Here is a 16,600-nt window from a genome sequence, read left to right on the forward strand (position 1 = left end):
TTTTTGTTTTTTTTGTTTTTGTTTTTTTTTTGTTATGGTGTGGTTTGTTGTGTGGGTGTGTGTGTTGTTTTTTTTTTTTTTTTTTATTTATCTATGACATTTCGATCAAGTGTAGTCTGCTAGTGTCGAGCTGAATTCATTTCTTACCGACGCGCCGACCACCGAGATATACAAGCTGAAGATCGTCGGCTGCTCGCCGACCGGGGGCGCGGCGGGACGGGACGCGACGGGACGGGGGCGCGACCTAAGGGACGAGCCCCCGGTCGGCGAGCAGCAGGTCGCACACCTCGTGCGGCGCGATCGGGCCGCCGGGCAGGGGCTCGTGGCCGCCGAACCGGCCGAGCGCGAGGAACGAGCGGCGCTCGAGCGCGGAGTCGCCGCCGTGGCCACCCGCGTCGACGTGCCCGTGGTCGGTCGTGACGGCGACGAGCCAGTCCTCGTCGTGCGTCGTGGCGCGCTCGGCGACGACATCGAGGATGCCGCCCAAGAGGGAGTCCACCCGGACGATGGCGGCCGTGTATTCAGGGGCGATCCCACCGTGCCGGTGTCCGGCCTCGTCGACCTCGCCGAGATAGACGAAGGAGACGTCCGGACCGGTTGCGGAGAGGTGCGCGCGCACGGCCGCCGCGATCTCGGCATCCAGGGGGCCGTACGCCGTCGTCTCGCCGTCGCGGGCGATCAGCACGTGGTTCCCCGCGCGCTCGCGCTCGGGGCTCGCAGCGATGATCGGACCGGGGCCGTCGGGGTCGACCAGGGGCAGCCAGTCGGCGGCTGCGAGAGTCGTGCAGTCCGGCCGCTGCGCGACAGCGCGCGCCAGCAGGTCGCGGTACTCCCGAAGGCGATGGCCCTCGAAGAGGTTGTCGACCACTCCGTGCTCGGCGATCCGCGTGCCGGTGAGGATCGACGACCATCCCGGGCCCGAGATGGTCGGCACCTCCATGGTCATCGGCAGGAGGACACCGGCGGCGGCGAAAGCGGCCAGGCGCGGAGCGACGGCGGGTGCGCGGAGGGCGTCGTCGACGCGGAGCCCGTCGATGCCCACGAGAAGGAGCTTGCGCGGGGCGTTCATCGCACCGGCAGCTCGCCGGCGGCGGTCAGGAGCGCGGGGATGTCGGCGACGCTGTCGAGCAGGTGCGTGTGCCGCGCGCGCCCGAGATCGGCCGGCGTGCCGGCTCCCGTTCGCACGCCCACCACGAAACGTGCCCCGGCGGCGATACCCGCCGCCAGGTCGTTGGGGGTGTCTCCGGCGACCAGCACCTCGTCGACCGACCGGATGCCGGTGAGCTCCATGGTGCGGAACACGAGGTAGGGCGCGGGGCGCGAGGCGCTGACGAGCTCCGAGGTCGCCAGGGCGTCGATGTCGACGCCGACCTCCCACCCGACCTTGGTGAGGAGCCTCTCGGCGACGGAGCGGGTGTAACCGGTCTGCAGCGCGACCTTCACCCCGACTGCCCGCACCGCGGCGATGGCCTCGCGCACCCCGGGGAACAGGGCGGGGTGCGCGGCTGCATAGGCCTCGTCGAGCTGGGCGGCGAAGACGGCGTAGACCGCGTCCGTTCGGGCGGGGTCGCCCCCGAGGGCGGTCAGCAGCCCGCGGATGGCCTCGGTCTTGTCGGTGCCGGTCCAGGGGGCGAGCACGTCCGTCGGGACGGGGGAGCCCAGTTCGTCGGCCACGCAGCGCGCGAGGAGCTCGTACACGAGCCCGCCCTCGTCGATCGTGGTTCCGGCCATGTCGAGCGAGAGCAGAGAGACGGTCATCGGGAACCTTCCGGAGTCATTCGGCGTGAGGCGTGCGGACCGGAGGGGCCGCGCGTTCGGGAGTTGTGGATGATGAGGGCGGCTCGGTCCGGCCGGTAGCGGTCGTCCGACACCTCGAGGATCTCTCCGTCGTCGGAGCGCGTCACCCGCCGGACGCGGAGCAGGGGCGATCCGGGTTCGACGCCGAGTTCCTCGGCATCCTGGTCGTCGGCGGCGATCGCGTCGATCGTGTGCTCTCCCTGGTCGAGGGCGACCCCGCGCGCGAGGAGCCCCGCGAAGATCGAGCCGCCGTCGGGGTCGAGGTCGAAGAGGAGTCGTCCCACCGGCTCGACGAACGCGGTGCGCTCGATCATGACCGGCTCGTCGTCGATCGAGCGCACCCGCACCAGTTCGACGGCCCGCTCGCCGTCGTCGAGACCGAGGGCGGCGGCCACGACCTCGGAGGGGCGGCGCACCGCGATCTCGAGCGTGCGCTGACCCGGCGTGCGCCCGATCGAGGTGACCCACGCCGAGAACGAGAAGAAGTCGTCGATCGCCTGGGCGAGGGGTGCCCGCGCGACCGTGGGGACCCGGCCCTGGCCGGTCGCGATGAGTCCTTCCGCGGCGAGGGCCGAGAGAGCCTGACGGACAGGCCCGCGCGACGCGCCGAACTCCACGCAGAGCTCCGCGGTGGAGGGCAGCGGGGTGCCGACGGCGAGCGCCCCGCTGCGGATCCGGTCGCGCAGCGACGAGCGGATGGTTTCGTGCAGGAGCATGCACCCAGCTTGTCAATACAAGTTGCTGCGTGGCCACTCGCATAGGTGATGTTCGGATGCCGTTCACCCGGGGCGTACTTCTCTTAAGCGCTCTCTTCGGTGGGTGAACATCGCATGACAAGTGAGGCGATCGCCTGCTTTCGGGCCGCGCGGAGGGTGAGACTCGTCGGCGTGAACTCCCCGTCCTCGTCCCCCCGTGCGGACCTCGTCGTCGTCGGTGCCGGCATCGTGGGCCTCGCCCACGCGTGGCACGCGGTGCGCGCCGGCCTCTCGGTCGTGGTGCTCGACCGCGATGATCGCCCCGTCGGCGCCAGCGTCCGCAACTTCGGACACATCTGCACCACCGCGCAAGCCGGCGTCGCTCTCGCGTTCGCGGAGGTGGCGCGCGAGGGGTGGCTGCGGCTCGCCGCCGAGGCCGGCCTCGGGGTGCGCGAGACCGGCACGCTCGTGATCGCGCGGACGGATGCCGAGATGGCGGTGCTCGACGAGTTCGCCGCCGCGCGTCCCGATGAGGCCGAGCTGCTCACCGCCGCGTCGGTGGGTGCGCGGGGCGGCTGGTCCGCGCCGGGGACGGTCGGGGGAGCGCTGCTGCCGCGCGACCTGCGGGTCGATGCGCCCACGGTCATCCCGGCGTTGGTCGCGTATCTCCGCACCCTCGGTGTGCAAGTGCGATTCGGCGAGAACGTCGTCGCGATCGAGGACGGGGGCGTACGCACCGCGGACTCCTGGTTCCCCGCCGAACGCGTCGCGGTGTGCGTCGGCCACGACGTGGACCGCCTGTTCCCCGAGATCGCTGCGGGTGCCGAGGTGCGTCGCTGCCGTCTGCGCATGATCGAGATCGACGCGCCGCGCGGAGCCGTGATCGATCCGGCCGTCTTCACGGGCAGCTCGCTCCTGCGTTACGGGGGCTTCTCCGAGACGCGGGCCGCCGCCGCCGTCCGCGCCGAGCTGGCCTCCGACGATCCGGACGTCGTCTCCCAGGTCATCAACCTCATGTGCACACAGCGTCCGAACGGGCGCGTGGTGATCGGTGACACGCACCACTACGAGCGCACCCTCGACCCGTTCGAGGACGAAGACGTCGACGACATGCTGATCACGCGTTTCCGTCGCCTCTTCGACGTCGACGAGCTGCGCGTGCGTCGGCGCTGGCGCGGTGTCTACGCCGCGAGCGTGCACGGTCCGTACCTCTTCGCCCGGCCGAACGATGCCGTCCTCGTCGCGAGTGTGACCAGCGGCATCGGCATGACCACCGCGCTCGGGTTCGCCCGCGACGCGCTGGAACGCCACGGCATCCTCTGACCCTCTCCTCCTCCCTTCTCCGAGTACCACCCGAAAGGACTCCTCCATGTCTCGCTTCCTCCCCGCGCTGAACCGTGCCGGTCGCCCCGGGCGGCGCCTCGCGCGCGCGGTCGTCGCCACCGCCGCCGTCGCGGTCGTCGCCACCGCGCTGTCGGCGTGCTCCGGCGGGTCGGGCTCCGACGCCGCCGCCGGATCGATGACCCTCGAGCAGAAGCAGAAGGCCACCAGCGCCGCCGACTTCGGCGGAATGGACGCGCTGGTCGCCGCGGCCAATGCCGAGGGCAAGCTGAACGTCATCACCCTTCCGCCGTCCTGGGCCAACTACGGCAAGATCATCGCCGGCTTCCAGGCGAAGTACCCCGAGATCCAGATCGACTCGCAGAACCCCAACGGTTCCAGCGCCGACGAGGTCGCGGCCGCCCAGTCGCAGAAGGGGCAGGACACCGCTCCCGACGTCTTCGACATCGGCACCGCCGTGCTGAGCCAGAACCTCGACCTGGTCACGCCGTACAAGGTGTCGAACTGGGGTGACATCCCCGACGACTTCAAGGACCCGAACGGCTCCTGGTACTACGACTACACCGGCCTGATGTCGATCGGCTACGACTCCTCGGTCATCACCACCCCGCCCACCTCGGTCTCCGACCTGCTGAAGCCCGAGTACCAGGGCAAGGTCGCCATCAAGGGCGATCCCACGCAGGCCAACGAAGCCGCCAGCGCCGTGTACTGGGCGGCTCTGCAGAGCGGGGGTACCGCCGACGACATCACCCCCGGCGTCGACTTCTTCTCGAAGCTGAAGAAGTCCGGCAACATGCTCTCGGTCCTGCCGACCCAGGCCACGGTCGCCTCGGGCGAGACCCCCGTCGTCATCCAGTGGAGCTACAACAACCTCGCCTGGGGGCCGGACGGCGGCTCGTCGGGCAACCCGAACTGGAAGACGGTCGTGCTCCCCGGTGTCGCGCTCGGCAGCTACTACAACCAGGCCATCAACGTCGACGCTCCGCACCCCGCGGCCGCGCGCCTGTGGGAGGAGTACCTCTACAGCCCCGAGGTGCAGAACCTCTACCTCGCGTCGGGCGCCTACCCCTCGACGCTGCAGGCGATGATGGCGAACGGCACCGTCGACCAGTCGGTGCTGAAGGCGGTCGGCGAGCCGCCGAAGAACTTCGTCCAGCTCACGAAGGATCAGGCCGCGGCCGCCGCGCAGGTGCTGGCCGCGCAGTGGTCGGCAGCGATCGGCTGATCGAGCGATGACCGCCGCATCCGCTCGGATCGCGACGGCGGCAGCCCCCTCCGGCGCCGGGACCCCCCGGCGCCGGAGTCTGGGCTGGCTGGGCTTCTCGCCCTTCGCCGTGTACGTGCTCCTCTTCCTCGCCGTGCCCACCGTCTACGCCGTCGCGAGCGGCTTCTTCACCGCGGATGGCGCCTTCACCCTCGCGAACTTCTCCGCGTTCGCCTCGCCCTTCATCGTCGCCACCTTCGTGAACTCGTTCTGGCTGTCGGCCGCCGTCGCCGTGATCTCCGCGGTCCTGGGCGCCGTGATCTGCCTCGCGTTGATGGGCATGAACCCCGACGGCTGGGTGCGTTCGGTGGTCGATTCCGCGTGCAGCGCGCTCGCGCAGTTCGGCGGCATCATGCTGGCGTTCGCCTTCATCGCGCTCATGGGTGCGCAGGGCGTGCTCACCGTGTGGCTGAAGCAGACCCTCGGTGTGGACCTGAACTCCCTGACCCCGAACGGTCCGCTGCTGTACCAGGTGGGCGGGCTGATCTTCCCCTACGTCTACTTCTCGGTGCCGCTCATGGTGCTCACCTTCCTGCCCGCCCTCGCGGCTCTGCAGACGCAGTGGGCGGAGGCGGCCGCGACCCTCGGCGCCCCGCGCCGCGTGTACTGGACTCGCATCGCCGTTCCCCTACTCGCCCCGGCGTTCGGGGGGTCGGCCATCCTCGTCTTCGCGAGCGCGTTCTCGTCGTTCGCCACCGCCGCGGCCCTCATCGACCAGGGCGGCATCGTGCCCCTCGCGATCAAGCAGCAGCTGACGAGCGAGACGATTCCCGGGGTCGCCAACACCGCGGGCGTGCTGGCTCTCGGAATGGTCGTGGTCATGGCCGCCGTCATGACCCTCTACGCGGTGCTCGATCGTCGGGCTCGGCGGTGGCGGCGATGAGCCGGCCGGTGGGCGCGGCCCTCGGCCGCACGGGCGCGACGATCGTGCTCGCGATCACGGGCATCGCTTTCGCTCTCCCGCTCCTCGCGTTGCTGCTGTTCACGTTCCGCGTGTCCGGCAGCCCGAACGCCCTGACCCTCGCGCACTACGCGGCGCTCGTCGACCCCGGGCAGGAGTACACCTACGACGGTCTGTTCCGCGGTCTCACGAACTCCCTCGGTATCTGCGCCGTGACCGTCGCGATCGTGCTGCTCGTGCTCGTGCCCACGGTGGTGCTCGTCGAGATGCGCTATCCCGCGATGCGCCGTGTCGTGGAGTTCGTCTGTCTCCTCCCGCTCACGGTCCCCACGGTCGTCCTCGTCGTGGGCTTCGTGCCGGTGTACAAGGTGGTCTCGGGAGCCTTCGGCAGTGCCGCGTGGACACTGTCGTTCGCGATCGGCGTCATCGTGCTGCCCTACGCCTACCGCCCGATCCAGGCCAACATCGCCGCCCTCGACGTCGTCGTGCTCGGCGAGGCCGCGCGGTCGCTCGGTGCCGGAGTCGTCCCCACCGTGCTGCGTGTCATCCTGCCGAACCTGCGCCGCGGCATCCTGTCGGCCTGTCTGCTGACCGTGGCGGTCGTCCTCGGCGAGTTCACGATCGCGTCGTTCCTCAGCCGCTCCACCTTTCAGACGGCGCTCTTCCTGCTGCAGCAGAGCGACCCTTACGTCGCGGCGATCTTCTCGCTCGCGGCGCTGGCCTTCGTCTTCGTGCTCCTTCTCGTCATCGGCCGCCTCGGCTCCTTCCGCCCCTCCCGGAGAACCTCATGAACGTGCCTCTCGCTCCCGCCCCACCGATCACCGGCCCGCTGACCGTGAAGGGCACGGCCGTGTCGCTCCGCGGCATCCACAAGTCGTTCGGAGCGCATGCGGCCCTGCGCGGGGTGAGCCTCGATGTGCTCCCGGGCGAGTTCGTCGCCCTGCTCGGCCCTTCGGGGTGCGGCAAGACGACGCTCCTGCGGGCCCTGTCGGGACTCGACCGCATCGACGACGGAGCCGTGTCGATCGACGGGGTCGACGTCTCCCGCGTCCCCGTCGAAAAGCGCGACATGGGCATGGTGTTCCAGTCGTACTCGCTCTTCCCGCACCTGACCGCGGCGCAGAACGTCGAGTTCGGCCTCCGGATGCGCAAGGTCGACGCGGCCCGCCGGACTGCGCGCGTGCAGGAAGCGCTCGACATGGTCGGACTCGGCGACCGCGGCGGTCGGTACGCGCACGAGCTCTCCGGCGGCCAGCAGCAGCGCGTCGCGCTCGCCCGTGCTCTCGTCACCCGGCCGCGGGTGCTGCTGCTCGACGAGCCGCTCTCGGCCCTCGACGCGAAGGTGCGCGTGAAGCTGCGCGAGCAGATCCGCCGTATCCAGCGCGATCTCGGCATCACGACCGTCTTCGTCACGCACGACCAGGAAGAGGCGCTCGCCGTCGCCGACCGCGTCGCGGTGATGAACGAGGGGGTCATCGAGCAGATCGGCACGCCGGAGGATCTGTACCGCAGGCCGGTCTCTCCGTTCGTCGCCGATTTCGTCGGTCTCAGCAATGTGCTGGACGGTGTCGCGCACGGCGGTGGGGTCGAGGTGTGCGGTCACGTGCTGCCCGTCCTCGGCGCGCCCGTCGAGGGCTCGGTGCAGGCGTTCGTCCGTCCGGAGGACATCGTCTTCACCGATGGCGCCGGGGGAGTGGATGCCACCGTGGTGGCGTCGAGCTTCCTCGGGTCGTTGCGGCGCACCGTCGTGCGCGCGTCCGATGGCACGCTCCTCGCGGTCCAGCACGACGCCTCCGACCGGCGTGAGCCCGATGACGCGGTGCGGTTCCGGTTCGCGGGTCACCCGGTGGCGGTGCGCCCGCGCTGAGGGTCCCAGCGAATCCTTAGCCGCCCGCTCTACCGTCCGGCTATGTCGTCTCTCGCCCGACGGCGCCGCCCCGTGCCGTTGCGCATCACCCCCGCCGTCCGGGTCGCCGCGGTGCTCTCCTTCCTCTACGGGGTCGCGGCCGCGGCTCTCGGCGTATGGCTCATCGTGGCTCTGGCGACCGGGGGGCTGGACGCCGACACTCATCAGCGCCTGGTGTTCCGTGGGGTCACGACGGCGATCGTCTACTCGCTCGTGGTGGGTGTGGTTCTGATCGCGGAAGCGTTCTTCGTGATGCGCGGTGCCCGCGGACTCGGGGTCGTCATCCTGGCCGGGTTCGTCACCTTCGGCGGTCTGGTCGGTGAGGTGATCCAGGCTGTCATGGGTGGGGATGCCGCATCCCTCGGGATCGGCGCGGGCATCATTCTCGCGGTTGTCTTGCCCGCGGCGCTGCTCCTCCTGCCTCGTGGGCCTCAGACGACGCCTTCGGTCCGCCCGGATCCGGCGGCCGGGGTCACACCGTCGCCGCAGCCATGAGAACGACGGATGCCGCCATCGCGCCGATCTGGGCCCGGTCGAGCCGCGCCGGCATCCGCCCGATCGCCGCGACGGACAGGCCCGCGTACCCGACCGCGATCGCGAGCAGGAACGGGGCCAGCCCGACACCGTGAGCGTGGCCGGTGGAGGCGCCGTGCCCGCCCATCCCGAGCTGGAAGGCGGCCATCACCACCATGCCGAGGGTCGTGTGCACGGTCATCAGCGCGGGAACGCGCGGGGCTCGCCGCTGGCGCGGACGGCGCCAGACCGCGAGCCCCAGCGCCGCAGCGACCAACAGCGCCGTCCATCCCACCGGAGCGACCACGCCGAACACCGCGGCGTCCAGCATGGCGAGGAGCATCAGCACGGATGCCATGACCTCGGGCGGCCGCACCCGCGCGCGGTCGGCCGCCAGACAGCAGGCGCCGACCGCGGCGGGGGCGACCGCCCAGGCGTGGAGGATCTCGCTCATCGGTTCAACCGTGGTGCGCGTCGCCGTGTCCGTCGTGACCGTGCGCGCCGTGCTCGTGACCGTGCGCGCCGTGCTCGTGACCGTGCGCGCCGTGCTCATGACCGTGCGCGCCGGATGCCGGGGCGTCCGCGTGCTGCCCGTGCCCGTGCCCGTGCCCGGCCGCGGGGGTGCAGTGCGTGTTCGCCGGCGCGGGGACGTTCAGCACGGGGTTGCGTTCGAAGAAGTTGTAGGGCTTGAGCGTGAACTTCGCGTAGTCCATGGGCATGACGGGCCAGTCCTCATTGCGCGGGAAGTGCGTGAGGCCGAACGTGTGCCAGAGCACGAGGTCTTCGCCGACGAGGGGCTCGTCGCCGGCGATGAACGCGGGGATGCCGGCCCCGCCCGGGTGCTGGTTGACGAAGTCGCCCGCGGCGTAGCGCTCGTCGGGGTCGTACTTCGTGACGAACAGATTCTTGGTGGCGAACGCCGCGCGTGCTGCGATGGACGAGTCGTCATCGGCCAGCAGGACCGGCGTCTCGGTGGGGAAGAGCATGTACGAGGTCGCCTGACCGCGTTCGGTGGTCTTCTCGGTCGAGGCGATCTGCCAGACGCGGCTGACCGCTCCGTCTGCGAGACGACCCGACACCTTCTCGGAGGTGATCGGTGTCACCTTCTTGGTGAAGGCGTTGCCGGCGGGGTTGTCGGCGGAGATCGGCACGCGCACCGCGTCGATCTCGTTGACGACGTTGGCCACTCCGTCGACCGTCATGTCCAGTCGCGCCGAGAACAGGTGCTGGTGATACGGCGCCCCGAGCCCCGGAGCCACCTCGGACGCGAACGGGTAGCCCTCACCGGGGTAGGCGGAGGTGAACAGGATGCCGGTGAGCTTCGCCTCGCATTCGATGGTGCCGTCGAGGTAGAGGTACCAGTAGAAGCCGTAGTCGTAGTTGCCCACCGTCGTGAAGAACGAGATGACCAGGCGCCGGGAGCGACGGACCTCGCTCGACCCGGTGAAGAGGTCGGTGTGCTTCCAGAGGGTGCCGAAGTCCTCCTCGTGCATGCACACCGCGTTGCGGATGGTGCGCGGCATCCCGTTCTCATCCGACAGCACGGCGTCGACGTAGGTGATGTCGCCGACGCAGTCGCAGCCGAGCTCGAGTTCGTTCGTGTACCGGCCGAAGAGGTACTCGCCCGTGTCGAAGTAGTTCTGCCAGAAGCGGTTGGGTGCGGGGTCGGCGTAGGGCACGACCATCTCGCTGATCGAGCCGCGGTACATCACCGGTCGCCCGGCGAACGAGAGCTGACGCAGGATCAGACCCTCGCGGGTGTCGAAGCCGATGCGCAGGTCCCACTCGCCCCACGTGACGTGCTCGTCGTCGACGGTGAAGCTCGAGCCCTCGGGCTGCGTGATGACGATCGGCTTCAGGCCCTCCAGCGGCGGCCCCTGCAGCTCGGGGTCGTCGAAGTTGCCGTGCGTCTCGGGCACGGTGAAGCCCGGGGTGTCGACGATGTCGATGATGCGCCGGTCGGCGACGTCGATGTAGGCGGTGAGGCCGTCGACGGGGTGCGCCCAGGGGTGGTCGGCGGGGTGGTCCTGGCGGAAGGCGAAAGTGCGCAGCACCCGGCGCCCCACCTCGTTCTCGTAGCCGTAGTGGCCGGCCGACAGCGGCACGAGCACGACGTCGGCGGTGGTGAGGCCGCGCGCCGCCAGGGCGGCGACCCACTCGGCGCTCTCGTTCGCGATGACACCGACCTCTTCGAACTCGGCGTCGAGGATGGGCAGCTGCCCGTCGGAGCCGTCGAGCTCGGTCTGGCGCAGCACCTCGCCGCTGGCGAGGGAGACGACGACATCGAGCGAGTGAGCGGTGCGCAGGTTCAGCAGCTGGACGCGCGCGCGGCGCTCGGGGAACGGGGTCTCGCCGCGCTCCCACGCGAGGACCTCGGCCTTGGGCGCCTCTTCGAGGCCGACGTAAGCGAAGCGGGTCGCCTCGTCGAGGCCGTCGAGGCCCGACACGATCGCGTGGACCGCGGTGATCTCGGCGGGGGAGAGGGAGGCCAGCGGATGAGCCGGAGCCGTGGGGGCGGTGAAGGCGGTGGACGTCGGATCGGTGAGGGTCATGGTGTCTCTCTCGGGTGGAACGGGTCGGGTGGGAGCAGGAGGGACGGATGCCGCGACCTCGGGCCGCGGCATCCGGTCATCCCGCGATGGCGTCGGTGAGTTTGGCGTAGGCGGCGGGGCGGCGGCGGCGGATCCAGACGGCCTGGACGTACCCGAACATCGGGACGACGATCACGAGCGCGAGCAGGGACCACGTGACGGCTCCGAAGGCGGGCGCGCCTTCGGCGTCGACGTCGCCGACCATGACGGGGAAGTAGGCGACGATCACGACGGCCGAGATCGCGAGTCCCACGAAGCCCAGGGTCGGCGCGATCATCGTGTTCCACGGGCGTCGATCCTGTCGATGACGCGTGAAGTAGACGATCACGGCGATCGACGTCACGGCCATCAGCACGACGATCGCCACGGTGGCGACGCCCGAGAGCCAGGTGAACACCTGCAGGAGCGGGTCGAGCCCGAGCAGGGCGAAGGCCGCGAGAAGGATGCCCGCGGTCGCCGTCTGCACGAGAGAGGACACATGCGGCGAGAGGTGACGCGCGTGCACGCCGGACACCGACTCGGGAAGCACCCCGGCACTCGACATGGCGTGCTGGTAGCGCGTCAGGACGTTGTGGAACGACAGCACGCACGCGAACATCGACGTGAGCAGCAGGACGTTCACGATGATCTCGCCGACCGTGCCGAGGTAGATCGCCACGGTGCGCAGCATGAGGGTCGCGGGGTTCTCGGCGGCGGCGGCCAGGACGCCGTTCGGTCCCCAGGCCATGACGAGTCCCCACGTCGACAGCGTGTAGAAGACGCCGATGCCGATGACGGCTCCGTAGGTGGCGCGCGGGATCGTGCGGTCGGGGTCACGAGCCTCGTCGCGGAAGATCGCGGTCGCCTCGAAGCCGATGAAGGCGGCGATGGCGAACATCAGCCCCACCCCGGGTGAGCCGCTGGCGATGTTGGCCGGCTCGAAGGGCGCGAGGCTCAGTCCCTCGGGACCGCCGTCGAGCACGACCGCGCCGACCAGGACCAGAACGATCGCGACCTCCGCGATGAGCAGGATGCCGAGCACCTTGCTGGAGAGGTCGATGTGTCGGTAGCCCAGCACCCCGACGAGCGCGACGGTCGCGAGGGCGTACAGCCACCACGGGAGGTCGGGGCCGCCCACCGACACGACCGTGATCTCGAGCAGGTACCCGACGTAGCCGTACACCGCGACCTGAATGGTCGTGTACGTCAGGATCGCGGTCCACGCGGCGGCGAGTCCGGAGGGGCGTCCGAGCCCGTAACCGATGTAGGTGAAGAAGGCACCGGGGCGGGGGACGTGCCGGGTCATGGCCGCGAGGCCCACGGCGAACAGAAGCAGGATGACGGCGCTGACGGCATAGAGCGCGGGGTACCCCACCCCGTTGCCGATCAGGATGCCGAGGGGTCCGGCACCACCCACGACGGTGAGCGGTGACGCGGCGGCGACCACCATGAAGATGATCGCCGTGACACCGAGGGAGCCCTGCAACGTCCGCTTCGGGGACGTCGCCACCCCCTTCGACTCGAGCTGGGTCATATCGGTTCCTCCGGAATTCGGGTGAGACGGGTGTCGGGTGAGACGGGGTTCGAGCGAGACGGGTTCGGGTGGGGAGCGCGGTTCGTGAGTCGAGATTCCCCCGACGCCGTTGCCGGGTCGTGTTGTCGTCGTGAAGGTGTGACCTCCCCGAGTGAGACGGCTGCCCGGGGCGTGTCTCACTCGGGGTCACGAGCCCGAAACATGCGGGTCGCCCGGGTGCAACGCCCGGCGCGTACGGTCGACACCACCCGACGGAGACCACGTGACTGCACTCGCTCGCGCCATCGCGCGCCCCGCTCCCGTCGCCGGTTTCGGCGATCGTTCCCCTCTGCACGGACTTGAGCGACGCCGCATCGGCATCGTCGATCTCGCGGCTCAGTCGGTCGCGGCGGTCGCCCCGGCCGCGGCGGCGACGACGGTCGTCCTGCTGGTGGCGGGCTTCGCCCCGGGGGCGACGGTCGCCGCGATCGTGGCCGCCGCGATCCTCAGCCTCGGTGTGGCCCGGACGATCTCGCAGTTCGCGCGGCGCTTCGCCGCCACCGGGGCCTTGTACACCTACACCGCTCGCGGTCTCGGCACGCGGGCCGGTCTCGCGGCGGGAGCGGCTATCCTCACCGGCTACGGTGCGGTGGCGATGTTCGCGCTGCTGGGTGGCGCGTACTACTCCACCTACCTGGTGGCGGGCCTCTGGCCGTCGATCGACCGCCCGCTCGTGACCGCGCTGTTCGTCGTGGGGCAGGGGCTTCTCGTCGCGTTCGTGCTCGTCCGCGGCATCCGGATCTCCGCGCGAGCGGCGCTCGTCGTCGAGACCCTGTCGGTGGCCCTGATCGTGGTGCTCCTCATCGCTCTCCTCGTGCGGATCGGCCCGATCGACCTGACGTCGGTCGCGGGAATCGGCGGGGCCGACCTCGATCCGACCGCGTTCGCGGCGGCGGCGGTGATCGCGCTGACGGCGTTCGTCGGGTTCGAATCCGCGGCCACCCTCAGCGTCGAATCGGTGTCGCCGCTGCGCAACGTCCCCCGCGCGATCACGGGCACCGTGGTGTTGTCGGGGCTCCTCTACGTGCTCGCCGCGGTGACGCAGGTCGCGGGTTTCGACGCGCTGGGCGCCGATCTCGCCCTCAGCGCCTCGCCGGTCAATGAGCTCGCCGAGGCGTACGGCCTCGGCGGGTGGGGCGTCGTCGCCGATCTCGGCATCGCGGCGTCCTTCCTCGCCTGCGCGATCGGCACGACCACCGCGCTCGTCCGCGTGCTGTTCGCGCTGAGCCGCGACGGCGTTCTTCCCGCCGCGGTGGGGCGGACGCATCCGCGTTTCGGCACCCCCGCGGCGGCGGTGGCCTGGGCGTTGCCGCTCATCACCGCCGTGCCGGTCGGGGTGGCGGCCACCGGGATCGATACCCGCGACGCGATGCACGTCACGATCGGGGTGGGAGCGGCGGGCTACATCGTCGCCTACATCCTCGTCTGCGTCGCCGCGCCCGTGTTCCTCCGCCGCATCGGCGAGTCGACGATCGGGGCGGCGGTGGTCGCGGGGGTCTCGGCGCTCGCGCTCGCCGCGGCGCTCGTGTCGTTCTTCGTCGACGACGTGGCCTCCGGTGGGGCGGTCGTCGCAAGCGTCGCGGTGCTCACCGTCGTCTCCGGGGTCGTCATCGCCGTTCTCCGTCGGCGTCACGGCCCCCGGGCCCTCGGGGTCTACGACGAGCCCGTCGCGGCGCAGGTGCTCGGGGGAGTGGTGTCGCCGCGGCATCCCGGCGATGCGTGAGCAGCCGGCGCTCGCCGCGAGAGCGCCGGGCGCCGTGCACTCGGCGCTGGCCGTGCTCGAGGCCGTCGCCCAGCTCGGCGCCGGAGTGAGCGCGCAGCGGCTCTCCGCGGAACTCGGCCTGCCCCGCGCGACCACGTACCGTCTGGTGAACCTCCTCGTCGAGGACGAGTACCTCGTCCGGACCCCCGATCTCGCCGGCTTCGCTCTCGGGGCCAAGGTGGCCCAGCTCGCCGCCGTCGTGGCACCGCCCGCGCGCCTGTCGTCGGCCGCGCGGGCGGTGCTCGCCGAGACGCGCTCGGCCGTGCGCGGGGGAGTGCACGTGGCGCTGTTCGTCGACGGGAGAATCGCGGTGCTGGATGCCGACCCCGACTTCCCGCTGTCGGACGAGGCGCGTCTCGCCCGCGAACCGGCGCGCTACGCGCTCGGCCGGCTCATGCTGCTCTCCCAGGGCGCCGCGGGTACCCCCGAGCTCGAGCGCGCGCGCGACGACCTCGCGCGCTGGGGCGCGACACGCCAGAGCGGAGAGCTGGTCGCGGCCTCCGGATGCCTGGCGGTCCCGATCCGCGATGCGAGCGGGCTCGCCGCGGGAGCCGTGGCCTTCTCGGGTCCCCGCCACCGTGTCGACGACCCCGGCGACGTGCTCTCGGCGCTGCGCCCGGCGGCCGACGCCCTGGCCCCGCTGATGGTGTGACGCGCATCGGGTAAGCTGTACACGGCTCTCCGCGTGGCGGCATCCAGGCCAACTCCCCCAGGACGGAAACGTAGCAAGGGTAACCAGGCTCTACCGGGTGCGCGGAGAGTCTTTTCTTTGCCCGGAACCGGGCCGGCGCGCGATGCCCGCGCTCTCCACGCTGGGATCCGCGGATGCCGGGCGAGCGGCCGTAGGGCTCCCCGCCCGCTCGCGCACGCTCAATGCCGACACGAGCAGCACGATGATCACCAGGGCGATGCCCCCGACCGTGCCGGAGCCGAACCCGAGACCCCCGCGCATCGGCTCCACGCCGAGCCAGTCCGCGATCGATGCTCCGAGCGGCCGCGTCACGACGTATGCGGCCCAGAACCCGACGACGGGACCGACGAGGCGCGCGGAGCGCAGGCCCACGATCACGGCCATGATGGCGGCGAAGAAGACCGCGCCGCCGAGATAGCCGAGGTCGGCCGTCGAGGCGAGCAGATCACCCGCGGCGGTCCCCGCCGCGAACGTGGTGATCACCGCCGCCCAATAGAGCAATTCGCGTCGACCGGTCGTGACGGTGTGCACGTCGACCGACCCCTCCGCTCTGCGCCAGACGACGAAGACGGCAGCCAGCGCGAGCAGGAACATGGGCGTCGACACCGCATACGGGATGTCGAGGGCGACGTGGACGACGTCGGCGGCCATGGTGCCGAAGATGCCCACCATCGATACCGCCGCCCAGTACAACGCCGGCACGTAGCGGCGCAGGCGCAGTTGCGCCCCCAGCACGACGGCGAAGACCACCGCGGTCAGCAGGACGGTCGGGACGGGGTTGAAGCGCGTCACCAGGAAATCGGACACCGCTTCACCCATTCCGGTCGTGAGCACCTTCACGAGCCAGAACGACACGGTGGGTTCGGGAACGCGGGAGCGCGAGTGCCCGCTCATGCCCCGGGTTCCTCTGCCGCGCGCGAGAGGCGTCGTCGACGGCGCACGGCCGCGATGACGACGGGCAGGACCGACACCGCGACGATCACGATCACGAGCACGTCGATGTTGTGGGCGATGAACGGGATGCCGCCCAGCAGCACTCCCACGAGGGTCATCGAGCACGACCACCCCACGGCCCCGACCGCGTTCCAGAGGAGGAAACGACGGTAGGGCATGTCGGCCGCGCCGGCGACGAGCGGAACGTAGGTGCGCACGATCGGAACGAAGCGGCCGATCACCAGCGAGGCGCCGCCCCAGCGGGCGAAGAAGGCCTCGGCCTCGGCGAGGCGGGCTGTGGTGAGCAGGCGCGCGTCGGGGCGGAACAGGCGTCGGCCGAACCGGCGGCCGAGCCAGAAGCCCACCTGGTCGCCCGCCAGCGCGGCGAGTGAGGCGACGAGCGCCACCTGCCACGGTGTGATGCCGAGCGGTCCGCTGAGGATCGCCGCCGTCACCAGCAGCGAGTCGCCGGGGAGGAAGGGGAAGAGCACCCCCGACTCGATGAACACCAGCAGCGCGATACCCGCGAGCACGAAGGGGCCGAAGGCCTGCAGCACGGACGCCGCGTCGAACGGGTTGAGAGCGGTCATGGGCGATCCTCCGATCGTCGGCGGAGTCCACCGCCTCGTCGGCGCACGCCGACCGACGCGATGC

At 70.8% G+C, this 16,600-nt stretch carries 15 protein-coding genes, 1 other RNA gene and 1 pseudogene; 9 read left to right on the forward strand and 8 right to left on the reverse strand.

The window, feature by feature from the left end; translation table 11 throughout:
• Nucleotides 1-244 precede the first annotated feature (244 nt).
• Genes NS220_RS14520 through NS220_RS14530 form a run of 3 tightly spaced genes read right to left on the reverse strand, consistent with a single transcriptional unit; the run spans nucleotide 245 to nucleotide 2,513 of the window.
• Nucleotides 245-1,069, reverse strand: coding sequence for an alkaline phosphatase family protein (locus tag NS220_RS14520; protein WP_058624742.1), 825 nt, complete (start codon nucleotides 1,067-1,069; stop codon nucleotides 245-247).
• The gene (locus NS220_RS14525; protein WP_058624743.1) at nucleotides 1,066-1,758 is read right to left on the reverse strand and encodes a phosphonatase-like hydrolase; all 693 of its coding nucleotides are present in this window, start codon (nucleotides 1,756-1,758) and stop codon (nucleotides 1,066-1,068) included. Before NS220_RS14525 ends, NS220_RS14520 begins: the two co-directional genes overlap by 4 nt.
• The gene (locus tag NS220_RS14530) at nucleotides 1,755-2,513 is read right to left on the reverse strand and encodes a GntR family transcriptional regulator (RefSeq protein ID WP_058624744.1); all 759 of its coding nucleotides are present in this window, start codon (nucleotides 2,511-2,513) and stop codon (nucleotides 1,755-1,757) included. Before NS220_RS14530 ends, NS220_RS14525 begins: the two co-directional genes overlap by 4 nt.
• A gap of 171 nt (nucleotides 2,514-2,684) precedes the next feature.
• On the opposite strand from NS220_RS14530, the gene NS220_RS14535 reads away from it, so the two are divergent.
• The 6 genes from NS220_RS14535 to NS220_RS14560 are packed head-to-tail and all read left to right on the forward strand — an operon-like array spanning nucleotide 2,685 to nucleotide 8,399.
• Nucleotides 2,685-3,815 (forward strand): TIGR03364 family FAD-dependent oxidoreductase, encoded by a 1,131-nt coding sequence (locus NS220_RS14535; protein ID WP_275934685.1) that lies wholly within the window; start codon nucleotides 2,685-2,687, stop codon nucleotides 3,813-3,815.
• Between the two features lie 46 nt (nucleotides 3,816-3,861).
• Nucleotides 3,862-5,058 (forward strand): ABC transporter substrate-binding protein, encoded by a 1,197-nt coding sequence (locus NS220_RS14540; RefSeq protein WP_058624746.1) that lies wholly within the window; start codon nucleotides 3,862-3,864, stop codon nucleotides 5,056-5,058.
• Nucleotides 5,059-5,065: 7 nt separating this feature from the next.
• Nucleotides 5,066-5,980 (forward strand): ABC transporter permease, encoded by a 915-nt coding sequence (locus NS220_RS14545; protein WP_058624747.1) that lies wholly within the window; start codon nucleotides 5,066-5,068, stop codon nucleotides 5,978-5,980.
• Nucleotides 5,977-6,789, forward strand: coding sequence for an ABC transporter permease (locus NS220_RS14550; protein WP_058624761.1), 813 nt, complete (start codon nucleotides 5,977-5,979; stop codon nucleotides 6,787-6,789). Before NS220_RS14545 ends, NS220_RS14550 begins: the two co-directional genes overlap by 4 nt.
• Nucleotides 6,786-7,865 carry an ABC transporter ATP-binding protein gene (locus NS220_RS14555; RefSeq protein WP_058624748.1) on the forward strand — a complete coding sequence of 360 codons (1,080 nt, stop codon included), beginning with the start codon at nucleotides 6,786-6,788 and terminating at the stop codon, nucleotides 7,863-7,865. The genes NS220_RS14550 and NS220_RS14555 overlap by 4 nt, the downstream gene beginning before the upstream one ends.
• A 42-nt stretch (nucleotides 7,866-7,907) precedes the next feature.
• The gene (locus NS220_RS14560) at nucleotides 7,908-8,399 is read left to right on the forward strand and encodes a hypothetical protein (RefSeq protein WP_153004308.1); all 492 of its coding nucleotides are present in this window, start codon (nucleotides 7,908-7,910) and stop codon (nucleotides 8,397-8,399) included.
• Here NS220_RS14560 and NS220_RS14565 read toward each other — a convergent pair.
• The 3 genes from NS220_RS14565 to NS220_RS14575 all read right to left on the reverse strand — a co-directional run bounded on the left by NS220_RS14565 (nucleotide 8,377) and on the right by NS220_RS14575 (nucleotide 12,521).
• Nucleotides 8,377-8,871 (reverse strand): hypothetical protein, encoded by a 495-nt coding sequence (locus NS220_RS14565; protein ID WP_153004309.1) that lies wholly within the window; start codon nucleotides 8,869-8,871, stop codon nucleotides 8,377-8,379. The two genes, NS220_RS14560 and NS220_RS14565, sit on opposite strands and share 23 nt — an antisense overlap.
• Nucleotides 8,872-8,875: 4 nt before the next feature.
• On the reverse strand, nucleotides 8,876-10,969 hold the full coding sequence (locus NS220_RS14570) for a primary-amine oxidase (protein WP_058624751.1): 2,094 nt from the start codon (nucleotides 10,967-10,969) through the stop codon (nucleotides 8,876-8,878).
• Between the two features lie 76 nt (nucleotides 10,970-11,045).
• Entirely contained in the window at nucleotides 11,046-12,521 is a 1,476-nt protein-coding gene (locus tag NS220_RS14575; protein WP_058624752.1) for an APC family permease, read from the reverse strand.
• A gap of 262 nt (nucleotides 12,522-12,783) precedes the next feature.
• Here NS220_RS14575 and NS220_RS14580 point away from each other — a divergent pair, with 262 nt between their 5' ends.
• The 3 genes from NS220_RS14580 to ffs all read left to right on the forward strand — a co-directional run bounded on the left by NS220_RS14580 (nucleotide 12,784) and on the right by ffs (nucleotide 15,091).
• The gene (locus NS220_RS14580) at nucleotides 12,784-14,283 is read left to right on the forward strand and encodes an APC family permease (protein ID WP_058624753.1); all 1,500 of its coding nucleotides are present in this window, start codon (nucleotides 12,784-12,786) and stop codon (nucleotides 14,281-14,283) included.
• Complete coding sequence (locus NS220_RS14585; protein ID WP_058624754.1) at nucleotides 14,276-14,974, forward strand: helix-turn-helix domain-containing protein; 699 nt, start codon at nucleotides 14,276-14,278, stop codon at nucleotides 14,972-14,974. Before NS220_RS14580 ends, NS220_RS14585 begins: the two co-directional genes overlap by 8 nt.
• A 20-nt stretch (nucleotides 14,975-14,994) precedes the next feature.
• Nucleotides 14,995-15,091, forward strand: an RNA gene (gene ffs / locus NS220_RS19400) — signal recognition particle sRNA small type.
• Nucleotides 15,092-15,190: 99 nt separating this feature from the next.
• Here ffs and NS220_RS20795 read toward each other — a convergent pair.
• Together NS220_RS20795 and NS220_RS14595 are read right to left on the reverse strand one after the other, a co-directional pair.
• A pseudogene (locus NS220_RS20795) lies at nucleotides 15,191-15,907 on the reverse strand (COG4705 family protein); the annotation flags it as partial.
• The gene (locus NS220_RS14595) at nucleotides 15,904-16,536 is read right to left on the reverse strand and encodes a DedA family protein (protein WP_058624755.1); all 633 of its coding nucleotides are present in this window, start codon (nucleotides 16,534-16,536) and stop codon (nucleotides 15,904-15,906) included. The pseudogene NS220_RS20795 and the gene NS220_RS14595, both read right to left, overlap by 4 nt.
• Nucleotides 16,537-16,600: the final 64 nt, after the last annotated feature.

Source organism: Microbacterium testaceum (genome assembly GCF_001476655.1).
In the GTDB taxonomy this organism is placed as follows: domain Bacteria; phylum Actinomycetota; class Actinomycetes; order Actinomycetales; family Microbacteriaceae; genus Microbacterium; species Microbacterium testaceum_C.